The organism is Jatrophihabitans sp. (assembly GCA_036399055.1).
Taxonomy (GTDB): domain Bacteria; phylum Actinomycetota; class Actinomycetes; order Mycobacteriales; family Jatrophihabitantaceae; genus Jatrophihabitans_A.
This window is the reverse complement of the sequence record DASWNX010000026.1, coordinates 1-17,426: the sequence shown is the minus strand read 5'-3', so window position 1 is coordinate 17,426 and position 17,426 is coordinate 1. Positions and strand designations below refer to the sequence as shown.

The following is a 17,426-nucleotide window of genomic DNA, read 5'->3' as shown; positions in this document are numbered from 1 at the left end:
TCCGGTCACCGCGGAACGCTTATGCGGCCGACCCAAGCGCGTGTCAGGACCAGACCGGCCCTGCCTCCGGCGCGTCCTCGGCCAGCACCTGGCCCTCGATCAGGCCGTAGGGCCGGTCCGCGGCCAGGTACACCTCCTGGTCATTGGGCAGGCCGAACGGGCTGAGGTCGACGAGGAAGTGGTGCTTGTTCGGCAACGCCAGCCTGACCTCGCAGACCTCGGGCGCCTCGGCCAACACCCGCGAGCCCATCGCGAACAGGCTCTGCTGCAGCGAGTAGCTGTGGGTGTCGACGAAGGCCTGGATCAGCGCCTGCCGGGCGCGCTCGTGCGCCGCCGCCCAGTCGCAGTCGGCGCCGCGGAACCGCCACCGGGCCTCGACGCTGGTGGCCAGCATCCGGTCGGTGGTCTCGGCCAGCGTGGTGTAGGAATCCTTGGCGAAGCCCCAGAACTCCGAGCCGGTGGTGTTGAGCAGGGTGAGCTCGCGCAGGCCGCCGAGCACCCAGCTGCCTGACTGCTCGTCGTGCACCACCGTCACGGTCCTGACCTCGCCGCCGGAGCGGACCAGCGAGTGCGGCCCGACCGGGCTCCAGCCGTAGCTGTCCACCTGCACCTGGGCGCGCGTGATGGCGGGCCGGCCTTCGACGAAATGCCGCGCCAGCGCCAGGGCGAACACCTCGGGCTCGACGCCGCCGAGCTTCTGGGCCAGGGCGTAGACGGTGTTCTTCTGGGTGTCGGTCGGCAGCACCTGATCGTTGGCGCCCGACAGGTGCACCTCTTCCATGTCACCGGACAGGCTGATCGAGACGTTGAAGTCGGAGATGGCGTGCGGGCGCCGGCCGCGGTCGATGCGCACCACCCGCACCTCGGCCTTGCCGTAACGGTTCTCGCCCAGGACGGCCATCAGCTGCCGCGGTAGGTCGAGTAGGCGAACGGGCTCAGCAGCAATGGGACGTGGTAGTGCTGGCCGGCGCCTTCGACGCGGAAGGTGATGACCACCTCGGGGTAGAAGGCCTGCGGGCCGAGGTAGCTCTCGGTGTCGAACACCAGCCGGTAGTGCCCGGCCGCCAGCCCCGGCGACAGGTCAGCGATCCGGCCGTCGGCGCCGGTGACCCGCTCTGCCATCGCCGTCCACCCCGACTCCGCGCGCTGTTCCAGCCGCACCGGGACGCCGTGCGCCGGCCGGCCGAGCACAGCGTCCAGCACGTGAGTGGACAGACTCATGATGCGCTCCTTTGCTCGCTGGCTCGCTCGGCCGGTGTCACACCAGTCTGCAGTATCCAGTGCTGCGGTTTGGTGCCTGATCAAGAGCAGGTGAGAGCCCGTGGACGACAATATGCGATTTGGTTGGCGCTCGGCTCTGCTGCCCATCTCGCCTGGGTGCTGAGAGCGGCAGCTTAGGTGAGACGGAGCATGACGTGCGCTAGCGTTGTGCCTTCGAATCAAAAGGGAGGTCAGGAATGCGACGGGCGATACGCACACCGCCGCGGAGGTGGATTAAGGCAGCGCGTACTGTTATATTGGTCGCCTACCGATACCGGCATCTTATCGTCGTGATCGCAATAATTGATTCGATATTCGGCATTGCTGGTCTGATTAAGTCTATCCATACGCCAGTTGGCCCGTGGATGACTAGCTTAAATGTGGTGTCCACGCTCGCGCCCATATACGCATATCTATATTGGGTTGCGCTACGTCGGCCCTGGCCGTCACGGTTTCTGAGATACGTCGGAGAACAGCGAATTTACGTGCCAGGTGACTTCGTTGAATCTAACGTCACAGTGACGGACTTTGGCGACGGCATTCCGGAATTGGCAATAGAGGTCTACGACGATGTCATGCGTAACGGTCTCGAACGCCGGCCGTCACAGCAAGAACCGCTGCCTGGCCTAGGCGATAATACTGGTCAAGCCCAGCAGCCTAGTCCCGATGTTGTAAAACCGGTGGATCTTGAGTCAAGCATCAATGAAGATCAGTGGAAGCTTGCCAGCTTGGTCGTCCCTGCCGCTACAGCGTTAGCCGTAGCTCTCATTGCAGCTTTGATTCCTGTATACCTAGCGACCCGGCAGAGCCCAGCCAGTCTAGATTGCGCCGACATACGTTCCAAGACTGCCGAGCTGTACTATTCACACCCACTTGCGGTTGTACCGTATGCAGCTAGCTCGCAGGAAGAGAAGCAGTGTCAGATCAATGAGTATGAAGAACAGCTCAAGAATCCGTAGAAGCGGGTAAAGGAACAACTCACCCCTAGCTGGCCCCGACATAAATTGTCAGTTTACCCTCTGACTCTTTTGGGTTCTTCGTTTGCGGGTTAGCATGCGGTTACCCCGATCCATCAATCTACGTGACCCGGCATGATCGCTGAGTCGTAAACGTTGATGTAGCCGTCGCTGGGCTGTATTCCACGGCGTAGCGGTGGGAGCTTAGCCGTTGGGCAGTCGTCAGGCAGGAATCCGTGACTGAGACTGGTTGCACAACGGCCTATGACTCCTAATGCTGCTTATGGCAAGTATGTGGAACTTGGCAAACTCCACTCATGCGGCTGCATCAGGCGCGCTCAGCGAAACGCCTTCGCCAGCCGCAGCCGGACGATCTTGGCCAGCTCTGCGCGCACCACCTCGCGCTCGGCGACCGGGTCGTTGCGCAGCCGGGAGCGCAACGCGCCCAGCATCGTCTCGGCCGACAGGCCGGTGGCGCAGATGAGAAAGACGTGGCCGAAGCGCTGCTCGTAGGCGCGGTTGGCCTCGGCCAGCTCCTGGCGCACCCGGTCACCGGCGCGGGCGGCGCCGGCCTGCTCCTGACGGGACCAGCCGTCGGCCCGGCCGTCGGAGGCGGCGCGCTCGCCGATCCGGGGATGGCCGGCCAGCGCGGACTCCAGCTCGGACCAGTCCAGCCTGGCCAGCAGCGCGTCCGAGGCGGCGGTGAGCCGGTCCAGCCGGGCGTACGGGCGGCCGCTGACCAGGCCTGAGACCCACCGCTTGCTGGCGCAACAGGGCATCAGCTCCGCGGCGGCGTCGGCGGCCGGCGCCGCGTCGAGCTCGGCCACCGCGATCGGGCCGATCTGCGCAGGGTCCACCTCGCACCACCCCTAACCCAACCTCACCCGCCTGGGCACCAAACCTAGCGCGACCCCGGCGAAAAGGGCGCGGACGTGTTGGGATGGGCCGATGACCGATCTGCTGCTGCGCGCCCGCCGGATGATCACCGCCGAGGGCGAGCGGTCCGGCGCGGTGCGAATCAGCGGCGGCCGGATCACCTCGGTCGACAGCTTCGACGCCCCGGCCGGCGCCGGCCCGGACGGCTCAGCGGTCACCGAGGTGGTGATCGCCGAGGACTGCGTCCTGCTGCCGGGGCTGGTGGACTCGCACGTGCACATCAACGAGCCCGGCCGGACCGAGTGGGAGGGCTTCGCCTCGGCCACCGCCGCGGCGGCGGCCGGCGGGATCACCACGGTGGTCGACATGCCGCTCAACAGCATCCCGCCGACGGTCGACCTGGCGGCGCTGCGGGTCAAGCAGCGGGCTGCCGAGGGCAGGGTGCACGTGGACGTGGCCTTCTGGGGCGGCGCCGTGCCGGCCAACTGCGCCGAGACCGCCGGCGGAGACGACCTGCACGAGCTTCACGATCTTCACAGGGCCGGGGTGGCCGGTTTCAAGTGCTTCCTGCTCGACTCCGGTGTCGAGGAGTTCCCGCCGCTGGACCGAGCCGGGGTGATCGCGGCGATGAGGCGGATCGCCGCCTTCGACGGCCTGCTGATCGCCCACGCCGAGGACCCGGCGGTGATCGCGGCGGCGCCCCAACCGGCCGGGCGCAGTTACCGGTCCTTCGTGGCGTCCCGGCCGCCGGATGCCGAGACCCAGGCCATCAGCTGGTTTCTGGACGCGGTGCGCCAGACCGGCTGCCGGGCGCACCTGGTGCACCTGTCCAGCGCCGCGGCGCTGCCGCTGATCGCCGCCGCCCGCGGCGAGGGGCTGCCGGTCACGGTGGAGACCTGCCCGCACTACCTGAGCCTGGCCGCCGAGCAGGTGCCCGACGGCGCGACCGAGTTCAAGTGCTGCCCTCCGATCAGGGAGCAGGCCAATCGGGAGCAGCTGTGGCAGGCCCTGTCCGACGGCCTGATCGACTGCGTGGTGTCAGACCACTCGCCGTGCACCGCTGAGCTCAAGCGCCGGGACACCGGCGACTTCGCCGCGGCCTGGGGTGGCATCGCCTCGCTCCAGCTCGCGCTGCCGGTGACCTGGACGCAGGCCAGCAGCCGGGGCCACACCCTCGGCGAGCTGGTCGGCTGGATGGCGGCCGCTCCGGCGCGGTTGGCGGGCCTGGCCGGCAAGGGCGCGATCGCGGCCGGCTACGACGCCGACTTCGCCGTCTTCGCCCCGGAGCAGAGCTTCACGGTGGACCCCGCCCGGTTGCGGCATCGCAACCCGATGACGCCCTACGCCGGGGCTAGGCTGCGCGGCGTGGTGAGAGAAACCTGGCTGGCCGGCGAGCGGATCGACGGGCGCCTCCCGCGGGGCCGGCTGCTACGCCGCTCGGAGTCCCGGTGAGCGGCCAGACAGTCGAGTTCCGCACCCTGGCCGACCTGGCCAACCGGGTGCTGGGCGGCGCGGTGGTCTGGGCCAACGACGACTTCTTCGCCAGCGCGCACAACCTAATCAACCCCGGCCCGGCCCGGCACGACCCGGCCGCCTTCGACGCCCGGGGCAAGGTCTATGACGGCTGGGAGACCAGGCGCCGGCGCGATGGCCTGGCCGCGCCAGACGAGGTGATCCTGCGGTTGGCCACGCCCGGCGTCGTCCGGGGGGTGCTGATCGACACCAGCCACTTCACCGGCAACTTCCCGCCCTACGCCTCGGTCGAGGCCGTCGCCATGCTCGGCTACCCCTCGGCCGAGCAGCTGCGGGCGGCGGCCTGGACGCCGCTGCTGGCCAAGTCCGAGCTGGCCGGCGACACCGAGAACGGCTTCGCGATCTTCGCCGAGCAGCTGAGCAGCCACGTCCGGCTGCGGATCTATCCCGACGGCGGGGTGGCCCGGTTCCGGGTGCACGGCGATCCGCTCGGCGATCCGCGGTTCCTGGGCGGGCGGGTCGACCTGGCAGCCACCCTCAACGGCGGCCGGATCACCGGCTGCAGCGACCGGTTCTACTCCGCGCCGTCCAACGTGCTGGCTCCCGGCCGTTCGAGCGTGATGTCCGACGGCTGGGAGAACGCCCGCCGCCGCGACGACGGCAACGACTGGATCGAGGTCGAGCTGGCCGGCGCCGGGCAGTTGCACCACGTCGTGATCGACACCTCCCGCTTCGTCGGCAACGCCCCCGGCGCGGCGATGCTCAGCGACGCCGAGACCGGCGAGCAGCTGCTGCCGCGCACCCGGTTGAGCCCCGACACCGAGCACCGGTTCAAGATCGGCTCCTCCACCCCGGTGCGCCGGGTGCGCCTGGACGTCTATCCCGACGGCGGCGTCTCGCGGCTGCGGGTGGTCGGAGAGCTCAGCGGCCAGGCCCGCGCCGAACTCGGGCGCCGGTGGCTGGCACTGCTGCCGGACGAGGTCGCCGCCGGCATCGTCGCCGACGAGCTGTTCGACTGAGGCCGGCGATGAGCTCGGGATCAGATCCCAGACCCGCGCCGGAACTGGCGGCCGAGCTGGCCGGCCGGCTGGACGCGCTGCTGGCCGACGACGACGCCGAGCGGGCTCGGCGCTACCCGGGACCGTCGGCTGACCGGCAACCGGTGCACACCGCCTACGTGCCGGCTGACCGGTTCTCAGCCGAGACCCCCCGGCACTGGGGCGAGGCCGCGCTGCGCGCCCTGGACGAGCACGGCCCGGTGCCCGGCTTCGACGAGGCCGAGCACCTCAAGGTCCGGGCCAAGCTCGCCCGTGAGCCGGTCGAGGACCTGCGGATCGACTTCGAGGACGGCTACGGGATCCGCCCGGACGAGGTGGAGGACGCCGCCGCGGTCTCGGCGGCCGCGGCCCTGGCCGAACTGATCAGCGCAGGGGCCGCGCCGCCGTTCACCGGCCTGCGGATGAAGTCCTTGGAGCCGGCGGTCCGCCGTCGCGGTCTGAGCACCCTGACCCTGTTCCTGGACACGGTGCTGTCGCGGGCGGCGCTGCCGGCCGGCTTCCGGATCACCCTGCCCAAGGTCAGCTCGGTGCGACAGGTGCAGGCGATGGCGCAGTGCTGCGCGGCGTTGGAGTCGCGGTTCGGCCTGGCTGACGGGCAGCTGCGGTTCGAGATCCAGATCGAGACGCCGCAGGCCATCCTCGGCTCGGAGGGCGTGGCGCTGGTGGCGCCGATGATCACGGCGGCGGCCGGCCGCTGCGCCGGGCTGCATTACGGCGCCTATGACTACAGCGCCTCGCTGGGCATCGCCGCGGCCTTCCAGTCGATGGCGCACCCAGCGGCTGACCATGCCAAGGCGGTGCTGCAGGTGGCGGCCGCCGAGACCGGCATCGCGGTGTCCGACGGCTCCACCAACGTCCTGCCGGTGGGCGACACCGCCGCGGTGCGCCAAGCCTGGCAACTGCACGCCGACCTCGTGCGGCGCTCGCTGGAACGCGGCTTCTACCAGGGCTGGGACCTGCACCCGGCCCAGCTGGCGAGCCGGTACGCCGCGACCTTCCGGTTCTTCACCGACGGCCAGGCCGCCGCCCAGGCCCGGCTGGCCGCCTACTCGGCCAGGCTGGAGACCGGCATCGCCGACGAGCCGGCCACCGTCCGGGCGTTGACGGACTACCTGGCCCGCGGCGTGGCCTGCGGGGCGATAGCCCAACCCTCCTGATCTCGGCGCCGAGGCGGCTTCGGCGGCCCAGGGCTGACGGTAGGGTTGCCCGGTGGCATTGGCGTTGTATCGAAAGTACCGCTCGGCCGACTTCTCCGAGGTGATCGGCCAGGAGCATGTGACGGCACCGCTGATCCAGGCGTTGACGGCCGGCCGGATCAATCACGCGTACCTGTTCTCAGGCCCCCGGGGCTGTGGCAAGACCTCCAGCGCCCGGATCCTGGCCCGGTCGCTGAACTGCGAGCAGGGCCCGACGCCGACCCCGTGCGGGGTGTGCTCGTCCTGCGTGGAGCTCGCGCCCAACGGCCCGGGCTCGATCGACGTGATCGAGATCGACGCGGCCAGCCATGGCGGCGTCGAGGACGCCCGTGACCTGCGGGAGCGGGCCTACTACGCGCCGGTGCGCGACCGCTACAAGGTCTACATCATCGACGAAGCGCACATGGTCACCAACCAGGGCTTCAACGCGCTGCTGAAGCTGGTCGAGGAGCCGCCGGATTTCCTGGTCTTCATCTTCGCCACCACCGAGCCGGACAAGGTGCTGCAGACGATCCGCTCGCGCACCCACCACTACCCGTTCCGGCTGATCCCGCCGTCGGTGCTGCGGGCGCATCTGGAACGGATCTGCCAGTTCGAGCAGGTGACCGTCGAGCCGACGGTGTTCCCGCTGGTGGTGCGGGCCGGCGCGGGCTCGGCCCGGGACGCGCTGTCGGTGCTGGACCAGCTGCTGTCCGGGGCCGGCGCCGAGGGCGTGACCTACGCCCGGGCGGTCGGGTTGCTCGGCGTCACCGACTCCGCGCTGCTCGATGACATGACCGACTCGCTGGCCGTCGGCGACGCGGCCGGGGTGTACGCCACCATCGACCGGGTGGTCGAGGCCGGCCACGACCCGCGCCGGTTCGCAGCCGACCTGCTGGACCGCTTTCGGGACCTGATCGTGCTGGACGCGGTGCCCGACGCGGTGGACAAGGGCCTCATCGACTACGCCGGTGACCAGGCGCTGCGGATGACCGACCAGTCCCGCCGGATCGGGGTGGCCACCCTGGTCAGGTTCGCCGACATCACCCACACCACGTTGACCGACATGCGGGGCACCACCTCGCCCAGGCTGATGCTCGAGCTGCTGTCAGCCCGGATGCTGCTGCCCGACGCCTCCTCGGACTCGGCGGCGTTGCTGCAGCGGCTGGAACGGCTGGAGCGGCGGCAGGGGATGGCGGTTCCGTCCGCCGCCAAGGCCGAGCCGGCAGCGGCGCCTGCGCTCGCGCGTGCGTCAGCCGCCCAGCAGCCGCCGAACGCCGAGCTAGGTAAGGCCGAGCCACCGCGAGCGGGGCCGAGGGCGGCGCCGTCAGCTCCCGCGCCCGCGCCAGCGCCGTCAGCTCCTGCGCTTGAGCAGTCAGCGCCCGAGCGGGCGCCGTCAGCTCCCGCGCCCGCGCCAGCGCCGTCAGCTCCCGCGCTTGACCAGTCAGCGCCCGAGCAGCCCGCGCCTAAGCAGTCAGCTCCCGAGCAGTCCGCGCCCGCGCAGACAGCGCCCGCGCAGTCCGCTCCCGCACCTGAGCAGTCCGCCCCCGTGCCTGAGCAGTCAATCGAGCAGCCCGTCCCCAGTACGACTGCCGGGATAGAACAGGGCGCGGTCGCGAGCGAGCCGGCCGCGCCCGAGCCGGTTCTCGCCGTGGTGGCCGAGCCGGCCGTGCAAGACGCGGCACCGGACTCCAACGCGTTACGGCAGCTGTGGCCGGAGGTGCTGACCGCGCTGCGGGACCGGAGCAGGGTCAAGTGGGCGATGATGAACGAGGTGGTGATCGCCTCCGTCGAGGGCGAGGTGGTCACCCTGCTCGCGCCGGCGGGGCTGGCCCGTCGCATCGCTGACGAGAGCAACCTGTCTGTCCTGCGGGAGGTTCTGCAGTCGGTGGTCTTCGGCCACTGGCAGCTCGTGATCACTTCGGCGGCGCCTTCCAATGGCGCGCCTTCTCCTGGCGAGTCTGTCAACGGCGCCAGCGCCCGGGCTTCGGAGGAGCCTGCGGCCGGAAGCGAGCAGGCGCCCGAGCCGGCGCCGCGAACCCGGCCCGAGCGTGCCGGCCGTCCGGCGCGCACGGCTCCTGCCGCTCCTGCCGCGCCTTCAGAGGCGGCTGCCCAGACGCAGCCACCGGCTGTCGACGACGACGGCGTGGACGAGGAGTCCGACGAGGTGCACGGCTCGCGGCGTGCCGGCGGCGACGCCGAGGCTGCCGCCCTCGAGCTGTTGCAGACCAGCCTGGGCGCGCGTCCGATCGATGCTCCCTGACCGCCAGGGGTCGGCACACCCTTGAGGATCTGCTTCGTCTGCACCGGCAACATCTGCCGATCGCCCACCGCCGAGGTGGTGTTGCGAGCCCGGCTGGCCGAGGCCGGACACGCTGACCAGGTGGTCATCGACAGCGCCGGCACCGCCCCCTGGAACGCCGGCAAGGACATGGACCCGCGGGCTCGACAGGCGCTGTCCCGACGCGGCTACCCGGCGCCGTCGCACGTCGCGAGGCAGTTTCTGGCCGCGGACTTCGCCGGCCGGGACCTGGTGATCGCGCTGGACGCCGGCCACCTGGCACGGCTGGCCCAGCTGGCCCGGCTGACCGCCGACCCGGCTGACGCGGCGGGTTCGGTCAGCCTGCTGCGCAGCTTTGACCCGGCCGCGGTCGCCGCCGGCGAGCTGGACGTGCCTGACCCCTACTACGGCGACGAGGGAGAGTACGAGGCCGCGCTGACGCAGATCGAGGCGGCCTGCGCCGGCTTGGCGCGACTGCTGGGCGACCGGCTCGATGGCGGCGGAACTGACAGTGCCGAGCGTTAGGCTTGCGGCGAATCGGTGAGAGCACCGGTGTTCGGCTCGAGTACTCCCAGAGAAGAGATCGACGTGCGACCAGGTGGCCAGCCCAACATGCAGCAGCTGATGAAGCAGGCGCAGAAGATGCAGCAGCAGCTTGCCGACGCTCAGGCCGAGTTGGCCGACACCGAGGTGGACGGCTCCGCCGGCGGCGGCCTGGTCAGCGCCAAGGTGAGCGGCAGCGGCGAGCTGTTGGCGGTCACCATCGACCCGAAGGCGGTCGATCCGGACGACGTCGAGACCTTGCAGGATCTGGTGGTCGCCGCTGTTCGGGACGCCACCCGGCGGGCCGGCGCGCTCGCGGCCGACAAGCTCGGCCCGCTGACCGGTGGCGTGGGCGGCCTCGGCGGGCTGGGCATCCCCGGCCTGTGATGTACGAGGGCGCGGTCCAGGATCTGATCGACGAGCTCGGCCGGCTGCCCGGCATCGGTCCCAAGAGCGCGCAGCGGATCGCCTTCCACCTGTTGGCCGCCGAGTCGGTGGACGTCGACCGGCTGGCCGCGATCCTGCGCCGGGTCAAGGCCGAGGTGAAGTTCTGCCGGGTCTGCGGAAACGTCACCAACTCCGACGAGTGCCGGATCTGCCGCGATCCACGCCGGGACCCCACCGTGATCTGCGTGGTCGAGGAGCCCAAGGACGTCATCGCGGTGGAGCGGACCCGGGAGTTCCGGGGCCGCTATCACGTGCTGGGCGGCGCGATCAGCCCGATCGACGGCATCGGCCCGGACGACTTGCGGGTGCGTGAGCTGTTGCAGCGGCTGTCCGACGGCACGGTCACCGAGTTGATCCTGGCCACCGACCCGAACCTCGAGGGCGAGGCGACCGCCACCTACCTCGCCCGGCTGATCAAACCGATGGGCGTCACCGTGAGCAGGCTGGCCAGCGGCCTTCCGGTGGGCGGTGACCTTGAGTACGCCGATGAGGTGACCCTCGGGCGGGCTTTCTCCGGCCGGCGGGCTGTCGAGTAAGCGATGAGCCCCGAGCGCAGGGGTGTGGCAGGGGAGCCGCCCCGGTGGCCGGTCCCGGGCTCGCATCCGTCCGCTCCGCCGCCGGCCTGGCCGGTCCGTCACCTGCATCCGCTGCCGTTGCCTGAGCACGCCCCCGCTCCACCGGCTGCCGCCCGGCGTCGTTCTCGCAGCTGGCGGTTGGCGCTGGCCGCGCTGCTCTCGGCTGTGCTGGGAGTCGGCCTGGGCCTGTCGGCGGCCGACCGGCACGCCGCGCGGTCGGGCCCCGAGGCAGTCGCCCGCGGCTACTTCCAGGCTCTGGCCGACGGGGACGCGCCGGCCGCGCTGGCCTACGCCGCGTCCCCACCGCGCGGGCAGTGGCTGACCAGCGTGGTGCTGCGGCAGCAACTGCAGGCCGCCCCGCTCGCCGACATCTCGGTGCTGCCCGCCAGCCGGGCCGGCGCCACGGCCACCGTCGAGGTGCGCTACCGGCTGCTGTTCGGCTCTGGGCCTCGATCGGTCACCGACACGGCGCGGCTGGTGCGGCGCGGCTCGTCCTGGTGGCTGAGCAGGGTGACCAGCACCGTGCGCGTCACCGCCGGCGCGCCGGGCGCTGACCGGCTGCGGCTGGCCGGCCGCAGGCTGCCCGCAGCGGCTGTCGCGCTCTTTCCGGGCGCGCTGCCCCTGGCCGCTGACCCGCCGGCGTTGCAGGTGCTCTCTGACGGCTTGGCCGCCGGCGCCGCCGATCAACCGGTCCTCCGGCTGGCCGATCCGCCGCTCCTGGCCAGGGTGAGGGTGTCGATGTCATCGGCGCTGCGCGCGCAGGTCGAGCGGGCGGTCGACCGGTTGCTGGCTGACTGCCTGACCTCAGGCTCGAACGACCCGTTGTGCCCGGCGCCGGGGTCAGACCGGCCGGTGCCCGGCTCGCTGCGCGGCAGCGCGCCGCCGATCGCCGCCGTCAACCCCCGGATCGCGTTGGGGCAGTCGGACTCCGGCGTGATCAGCGTCCGCGCGGAAGTGCCGGTGCAGGGCAGCTGGAAGGTCTGGGACTTCGAGAACCAGGTGGTTCAGCGGCGCGGCAAGGTCACCGTCGCCCTCAGCGCGCGGATCGCTCTGGACCGTCCCGCCCAGGCGTTCTGGAACCCATCGTGAGGCGGCGGCCCGGGGCAGCGCTGACGGCGGTGCTGACGGCGGCGCTGACGGCGGCGGCTGTGCTGACGCTGCCGGCGCCGGCAGCGGCCGCCCCGGGCCCGTCAGTCGCCCCGCAATGGTGGTTCGACTCCTGGGACGTCCATTCGCTGTGGGCCGCGGGCGCGGACGGCCGGGGGATCACGGTCGCGGTGATCGACTCCGGCGTGCAGGCCGACATCCCCGAGCTGCGCGGCAAGGTGCTGCCCGGCGCTGACTTCATCGGCAACGGCAGCGACGGCCGCACCGACTATGACCGCTCCGAGTTCTCCCACGGCACCGCGATGGCCTCGCTGATCGCGGCCAGCAGGGGCTTCGCGGGCATCGAGGGACTGGCGCCGGCGGTGAAGATCCTGCCGGTCGCAGTGCCGCTGGTGAACGTGATCCGGCGGGGCGAGCCACCCGAGGACAGCACCTCCAAGGCGATCAGGTCCGCCGCCGACCATGGCGCGCAGATCATCAGCATGAGCCTGGGCGGTCCGCGCTTTGAGGCCCGGCACTCCACGCCGTGCCCGCAAGACATCCAGGACGCGGTGCTGCACGCGCTCGGCAAGGGCGCGCTGGTGGTGGCCGCGTCGGGCAACTCAGCCGACTCCGGCAGCCCGGTGGAGGAGCCCGGCGTCTGCCTCGGCGTGCTCTCGGTGGGCGCGGTGAACGCCCAGCTGGCCGTCACCGACTTCTCTTCCCGCCATCGCTACCTGGGCGTGACGGCGCCGGGCAGAGACATCGCGACGCTGACCCGCGAGCCGGGCTCCGCATTCGCCGAGAGCGGCACCTCGCACGCCACCGCGCTGACCTCGGCGGCGCTGGCCCTCATCTGGTCCAAGCACCCGCGCGAGAGCGCTCGCCAGATCCTGAGCCGGCTGCTGGCCACCGTCACCGACCGCGGGCCGAAGGGGCGTGACACGCAGTACGGGTTCGGCGTGATCAACCCGGCTGCCGCCATCGCCGCCGGCCCTGCGGTCACGACCGGTCCGAACCCGGTGCTGGACGCCGCCGCGCCACTGCTCGCGCTGAGGCGGGCCCGCGCGACGCCGCCCAGCCCAGTGGCGGTCGCCAGCCGGCCGGACGCGGCGCTGGGCGAGTACCGGATCGGCGCACGGCCGGCGGAGCTGGGCCCGAGCGTCTACCTGCCGGCGGCCGGATCGGCGGTGTCCGGTGTCCTGTCGCTCGTCCTGCTGATAGCCGCCGTTAGGCGCAGGCGACGGCGGCGAGCCACCGCTGCGCTGAGCGCGTGACGGGCGGCTCCGCGATGCCGGCTCGGCAGACCGGCAAGCCGCAGCCGAGACGGCGGCCGTTTCCTGCGGCCGGTCCACATCGAGGACGTCTCCGAGGCCTGGCTGTTTAGGCACCCCGCTGCTTGTTGAACGGTCGGAAACGCCTCGTGTCTCTACAGTTACTCGCTGTCACTGCCGAGTGCAACCCCGCAGTGCCAGCATTGCGCTGACGTGCCGGCGGGTTTGTCCGAGTAGTCACCGGGTTCGGGCGATCCGGTTCACCGCGCTCATCACCGCGCGCAGCGAGGCGCCGACGATGGACTCGCTGATCCCGACGCCCCACAGCACCTCATCGCCGACTTCGATCTCCAGGTAGGCGGCCGCCTCGGCGTCCCCGCCCGAGGACAGCGCGTGCTCGGAGTAGTCCAGCACCCGGACGCCGATCCCGCCCAGACCCATGTCTTGCTCGGAGATCGCGCTGCAGAACGCGGCGATGGGCCCGTTGCCCACGCCCGAGACCGGCCAGTCGCGACCGAAGGCGTTGACCACCGCGCGCACCCGGGCCACGCCCTCCTCGGAGGAGGTGGTGAAGGACTTCAACACGAACGCCGCGTCCGCCCGGCACAGGTACTCGGACTCGAAGACCGACCACATCGTCTCGGCGTCGACCTCGCCGCCCTCACCCTCGGCCACCTGCTGGATGACCTGGCTGAACTCGATCTGCAGCCGGCGCGGCAGGTCCAGGTTGTGCTCGCTCTTCATGATGTAGGCGACGCCGCCCTTGCCGGACTGGCTGTTGACGCGGATCACCGCCTCATAGGAGCGCCCGACGTCCTTGGGGTCGATCGGCAGGTACGGAATGGCCCACGGCATCTGGCCGACCGGCTTGCCGGCCGCGTCCGCGGCTCGCTCCAGAGCGTCGAAGCCCTTCTTGATCGCGTCCTGGTGCGAGCCGGAGAACGAGGTGTAGACCAGGTCGCCGGCGTAGGGGTGCCGCTCGTGCACCGCGATCCGGTTGCAGTACTCGGCGGTCCGGCGGATCTCGTCGATGTCGGAGAAGTCGATCTCGGGATCGATGCCCTGGCTGTAGAGGTTGAGCCCGAGCGTGACCAGGTCGACGTTTCCTGAGCGTTCGCCGTTGCCGAACAGGCAACCCTCGATCCGATCGGCGCCGGCGAGCATCGCCAGCTCGGCGTCGGCCACCGCGGTGCCGCGGTCGTTGTGGGTGTGCACCGACAGCGCCACGTGCTCCCGGCGCGGCAGGTTGCGGCTCATCCACTCGACCTGGTCGGCGTAGACGTTGGGGGTGGAGCGCTCGACCGTGCACGGCAGGTTCAGCACGATCTCACGGCCGGTCTCGGGCTGCCAGACGTCCATCACGTGCGTGCAGATCTCCAGCGCGTAGTCCAGCTCGGTGTCCATGAAGATCTCGGGGGAGTACTCGTAGCCGAACTCGGTGGGCCCAGACCCGGACTGCAGGTAGTGCTCGGCGTGCTTCATCACCGACCGGGTGCCGTCCACGGCGATCGCGGTGCACTGCTCGCGACCGTCGCCCTCAAAGCCGAAGACCACCTCGCGGAACACCGGGGCGGCGGCGTTGTACAGGTGCACGGTGGCCCGGTGGGCGCCGACCAGTGACTGGACGGTTCGCTCGATCAGCTCGTCGCGGGCCTGGGTGAGCACCGAGATGGTGACGTCGTCGGGCACCCGCCGGGAATCGATGAGCTCGCGGACGAAGTCAAAGTCGGTCTGGCTGGCAGCCGGGAACCCGACCTCGATCTCCTTGTAGCCAAGCCGCACCAGCAGGTCGAACATGGCTCGCTTGCGGGCGGTGTTCATCGGGTCGATCAGCGCCTGGTTGCCGTCACGCAGATCGGTGGACAGCCAGCGAGGCGTGCGGGTCAGGGTGGCCGAGGGCCACTGCCGGTCCGGCAGGTCGACGGCGGGAAAGGGCCGGTAGCGGTGCGTCGGCATGGTCGTGGGTCGTTGGGCGCTGCGGCGAGCGGCAGCGGAGACAGGCGGGTGCATGACAGAACTCCTGAAGGGCGCGGGAAAGTGTGTGCGAATCGGTGGAGACGTCGGCACAGCACTTCGCCCCGCGACGAGGGGGCCGACTGGACGTGGCCCGCAGCCTCAGCTGCGCCGGCCTAACGTCCCAGTGCCTCGTCGCGGCCGCAAAGCAGGAGCAGCGCGCGCATGGTGAACCCAGCGTACCTGGCCGCGCTGTTATTCTGCTGGGCGTGGGCGCCGTTGATTTCGGTGCCCGGCTTCTCGCCTCCGCTTGCGAAATTCCGATCCGAAAGACGGCCGATTACCTGTGGAACTCGAGTCAAACGGGCTTAAAGCGCTCTACCGAAACCGGTTCGACAAGGAGTCAGAGCAGCGCCAGGAGACCTGGGACGTGCTGTGCAAGCACTTCTTCCAGCAGTGGGTGCCGGCCGACGCGGTCGTGCTCGACCTGGCTGCCGGGCACTGTGAGTTCATCAACAACATCAAGGCCGGCCGCCGGATCGCGGTCGACCTGAATCCCGACGTCAAGGTCCGGGCCGCCAGCGGCGTCCAGACGCACGTGCTGCGCTCCGATGACATGGTCGACATCGCCGAGCAGTCGATCGACGTGGTCTTCATCAGCAACTTCTTCGAGCACGTCTCGCGCGAGGTGATCCTGGCGACGCTGGTCGAGGTGCGCCGGGTGCTGCGCCCCGGTGGCCGGCTGCTGGTGCTGCAGCCCAACGTCCGCTACTGCGCGCGGGACTACTGGCAGTTCTTCGACCACATCACGCCGGTCGATGACCGCGCTCTCCTCGAGGCGTTCGCGGCCACCGGGTACGACGTGGTCAAGAACATCCCGCGGTTCCTGCCCTACACGACCAAGAGCCGGCTGCCGAACGGGCCGGCCCTGGTCAAGCTCTACCTGCGGGTGCCGCTGGCCTGGCGGGTGCTGGGCGCGCAGGCGTTCATGGTGGTGACCCCGAAGCAGGACTAGTCGCAGCCACGCAGCACCGCGGCTGCGCAGCCCCACAGCCACGCGGCTGAGGGCATCGGTGGCCGGGCGGCGCTCAGCAGCGCGCGCTGCCGGCGGCTGCCTTGACCCGGTAGATCTTGCGGCTGCCGAAGGCCGCTGACCGGACGAGCGGGCCGTTCGCGGCCAGCGCCCTGGCCATGGTCGGGGCGTCCAGCCTGACCGCCGGATTGTCGATGTCGGTCACGCCGTAGCGCTGGGCGACTTCGAGGATCTCGGCGAGTGACCCCGTGGGCAGCGCGACGGTGGCGACGCCGGTGGCCTGGTTGACCTCCCACGGCTGCCGGGTCATCAACACCACCGGACGGCCGAGGCAGCCGGCTTCGGCTCGCAGCGGCGCGGCCAGCGCGGCGGCCGCCCGGCCGATGTCGTTGTTGTGCTTGATGGTGGCTCGGGAGTGGTGGGCCACCGAGGTCAGCGGGTAACCGATCAGCGTGATGCAGCAGAGCGCCGTCAGGGCCGGGTTCAGCCGCAACCGGCTGAGTTGGACGACCGCCAGCACCAGCAGGATCGGCACGCCAGTGATCATCACCTTGACGATGGCGCCGCCTTCGGCGACCGCCGGCACGACCAGGGCGTCGAAGAGGAAGACCACGACCAGGAACCCGACCGGCACCAGCCGGTCCGAACGCAGCATCGACAGCAGGCCCAGCCGCGCGGGCTGCCGGTCGAGCCTGCGCAGCGCCATGCTGCCGATCAACAGCAGCACCAGCACCGAGACGATCGGCGACATCGCCGCGAACGCCGCCTCGAGCTGCAGGTCGATCAGGTGGCCGCGGATCTGGAAGAACCGGCCCAGGCCGCCGTCGAACAGCGCGGCCGGCGAGCGCTGGATCCGCGGGGCGAACAGGTCCTCGTAGTAGCTGATGAAAGGAAACGACGCCGAGGCCGGTGGGATCGGCGTGCCGAAGCGGGAGAGGTTGGTCAGCAAGTAGGGCGCCGACACCGCCAGGTAGCCGGCCAGCAGCAGTCCCGACCGCACGTGCCAGCGGCTGTGCTCGCGCCACAGCAGCGCGGCCACGCCGAGCACGAGACACAGCAGCAGGCCCTCGCTGCGCGACATCGCGGCCAGGCCGGCCAGGGCGCCGGCCACCGCCCACAGCGCGGTCCGGCGGCGGGCGTAGACGGCGGCCGCCATCGCCGGCAATGCGAACGCCCCCAGGTAGACCGCGCTCTCGGCCTGCATGGCGTAGGCCGACACCACCGGCTGCACCAGCGCCGCCGCCGCGCTGACCGCCGGCGCCCATGGCACGTCGCTCAGCGACCGGGCCAGGGCATAGGCGCCGGCGCACATCAGCACGACCAGCGCGACGTTGAGCTCAAGCGCTGCGGGCAGGCCCGGCCGATAGCGAAGGACCAGGGCGATCAGCTGGGACGGCAGCGGCAGCCAGTAGTCGAAGGCGTAGTGGCGCAGCGGG

Annotated in this window: 16 protein-coding genes; 11 read left to right on the top strand and 5 right to left on the bottom strand. The window is 70.8% G+C overall.

Annotated features, from left to right (window positions below; translation table 11 throughout):
• Positions 1–43 precede the first annotated feature (43 nt).
• Both pucL and uraH read right to left on the bottom strand, forming a co-directional pair.
• Entirely contained in the window at positions 44–901 is an 858-nt protein-coding gene (pucL, locus tag VGB75_09725) for a urate oxidase (GenBank protein HEY0167311.1), read from the bottom strand.
• Positions 901–1,221 carry a hydroxyisourate hydrolase gene (uraH, locus tag VGB75_09720; protein HEY0167310.1) on the bottom strand — a complete coding sequence of 107 codons (321 nt, stop codon included), beginning with the start codon at positions 1,219–1,221 and terminating at the stop codon, positions 901–903. The genes pucL and uraH overlap by 1 nt, the downstream gene beginning before the upstream one ends.
• A gap of 524 nt (positions 1,222–1,745) precedes the next feature.
• Between uraH and VGB75_09715 the strand changes: the two genes are divergently transcribed.
• Positions 1,746–2,219: a hypothetical protein gene (locus VGB75_09715; protein ID HEY0167309.1), complete on the top strand. Its 474-nt coding sequence runs from the start codon at positions 1,746–1,748 to the stop codon at positions 2,217–2,219.
• A gap of 335 nt (positions 2,220–2,554) precedes the next feature.
• Here VGB75_09715 and uraD read toward each other — a convergent pair whose 3' ends face one another.
• Positions 2,555–3,073 carry a 2-oxo-4-hydroxy-4-carboxy-5-ureidoimidazoline decarboxylase gene (uraD, locus tag VGB75_09710; protein ID HEY0167308.1) on the bottom strand — a complete coding sequence of 173 codons (519 nt, stop codon included), beginning with the start codon at positions 3,071–3,073 and terminating at the stop codon, positions 2,555–2,557.
• A 91-nt stretch (positions 3,074–3,164) separates the two neighbouring features.
• Here uraD and allB point away from each other — a divergent pair, with 91 nt between their 5' ends.
• The 9 genes from allB to VGB75_09665 all read left to right on the top strand — a co-directional run bounded on the left by allB (position 3,165) and on the right by VGB75_09665 (position 13,007).
• Positions 3,165–4,544, top strand: a complete 1,380-nt coding sequence (allB, locus tag VGB75_09705) for an allantoinase AllB (protein HEY0167307.1) — start codon at positions 3,165–3,167, stop codon at positions 4,542–4,544.
• On the top strand, positions 4,541–5,584 hold the full coding sequence (gene alc / locus VGB75_09700; protein ID HEY0167306.1) for an allantoicase: 1,044 nt from the start codon (positions 4,541–4,543) through the stop codon (positions 5,582–5,584). Before allB ends, alc begins: the two co-directional genes overlap by 4 nt.
• Positions 5,585–5,592: 8 nt before the next feature.
• The gene (locus tag VGB75_09695) at positions 5,593–6,780 is read left to right on the top strand and encodes an aldolase/citrate lyase family protein (protein HEY0167305.1); all 1,188 of its coding nucleotides are present in this window, start codon (positions 5,593–5,595) and stop codon (positions 6,778–6,780) included.
• A 52-nt stretch (positions 6,781–6,832) separates the two neighbouring features.
• Positions 6,833–9,061 carry a DNA polymerase III subunit gamma and tau gene (locus tag VGB75_09690; GenBank protein ID HEY0167304.1) on the top strand — a complete coding sequence of 743 codons (2,229 nt, stop codon included), beginning with the start codon at positions 6,833–6,835 and terminating at the stop codon, positions 9,059–9,061.
• Positions 9,062–9,082: 21 nt separating this feature from the next.
• A complete protein-coding gene (locus tag VGB75_09685; protein ID HEY0167303.1) occupies positions 9,083–9,604 on the top strand; it encodes a low molecular weight protein-tyrosine-phosphatase in 522 nt (173 codons plus the stop codon).
• A gap of 15 nt (positions 9,605–9,619) precedes the next feature.
• Positions 9,620–10,009: a YbaB/EbfC family nucleoid-associated protein gene (locus VGB75_09680; GenBank protein ID HEY0167302.1), complete on the top strand. Its 390-nt coding sequence runs from the start codon at positions 9,620–9,622 to the stop codon at positions 10,007–10,009.
• Positions 10,009–10,605: a recombination mediator RecR gene (gene recR, locus VGB75_09675; protein ID HEY0167301.1), complete on the top strand. Its 597-nt coding sequence runs from the start codon at positions 10,009–10,011 to the stop codon at positions 10,603–10,605. The genes VGB75_09680 and recR overlap by 1 nt, the downstream gene beginning before the upstream one ends.
• 117 nt (positions 10,606–10,722) lie before the next feature.
• Positions 10,723–11,733 carry a hypothetical protein gene (locus VGB75_09670; protein HEY0167300.1) on the top strand — a complete coding sequence of 337 codons (1,011 nt, stop codon included), beginning with the start codon at positions 10,723–10,725 and terminating at the stop codon, positions 11,731–11,733.
• A complete protein-coding gene (locus VGB75_09665) occupies positions 11,730–13,007 on the top strand; it encodes a S8 family serine peptidase (GenBank protein ID HEY0167299.1) in 1,278 nt (425 codons plus the stop codon). Before VGB75_09670 ends, VGB75_09665 begins: the two co-directional genes overlap by 4 nt.
• A gap of 234 nt (positions 13,008–13,241) precedes the next feature.
• On the opposite strand, the gene leuA is transcribed toward VGB75_09665, so the two are convergent.
• A complete protein-coding gene (gene leuA, locus VGB75_09660; protein HEY0167298.1) occupies positions 13,242–15,014 on the bottom strand; it encodes a 2-isopropylmalate synthase in 1,773 nt (590 codons plus the stop codon).
• A 289-nt stretch (positions 15,015–15,303) separates the two neighbouring features.
• Between leuA and VGB75_09655 the strand changes: the two genes are divergently transcribed.
• Positions 15,304–15,972, top strand: coding sequence for a class I SAM-dependent methyltransferase (locus VGB75_09655; protein HEY0167297.1), 669 nt, complete (start codon positions 15,304–15,306; stop codon positions 15,970–15,972).
• A gap of 73 nt (positions 15,973–16,045) precedes the next feature.
• Here VGB75_09655 and VGB75_09650 read toward each other — a convergent pair.
• A partial coding sequence (locus VGB75_09650; GenBank protein HEY0167296.1) for a glycosyltransferase family 39 protein occupies positions 16,046–17,426 on the bottom strand: 1,381 nt, incomplete at its 5' end.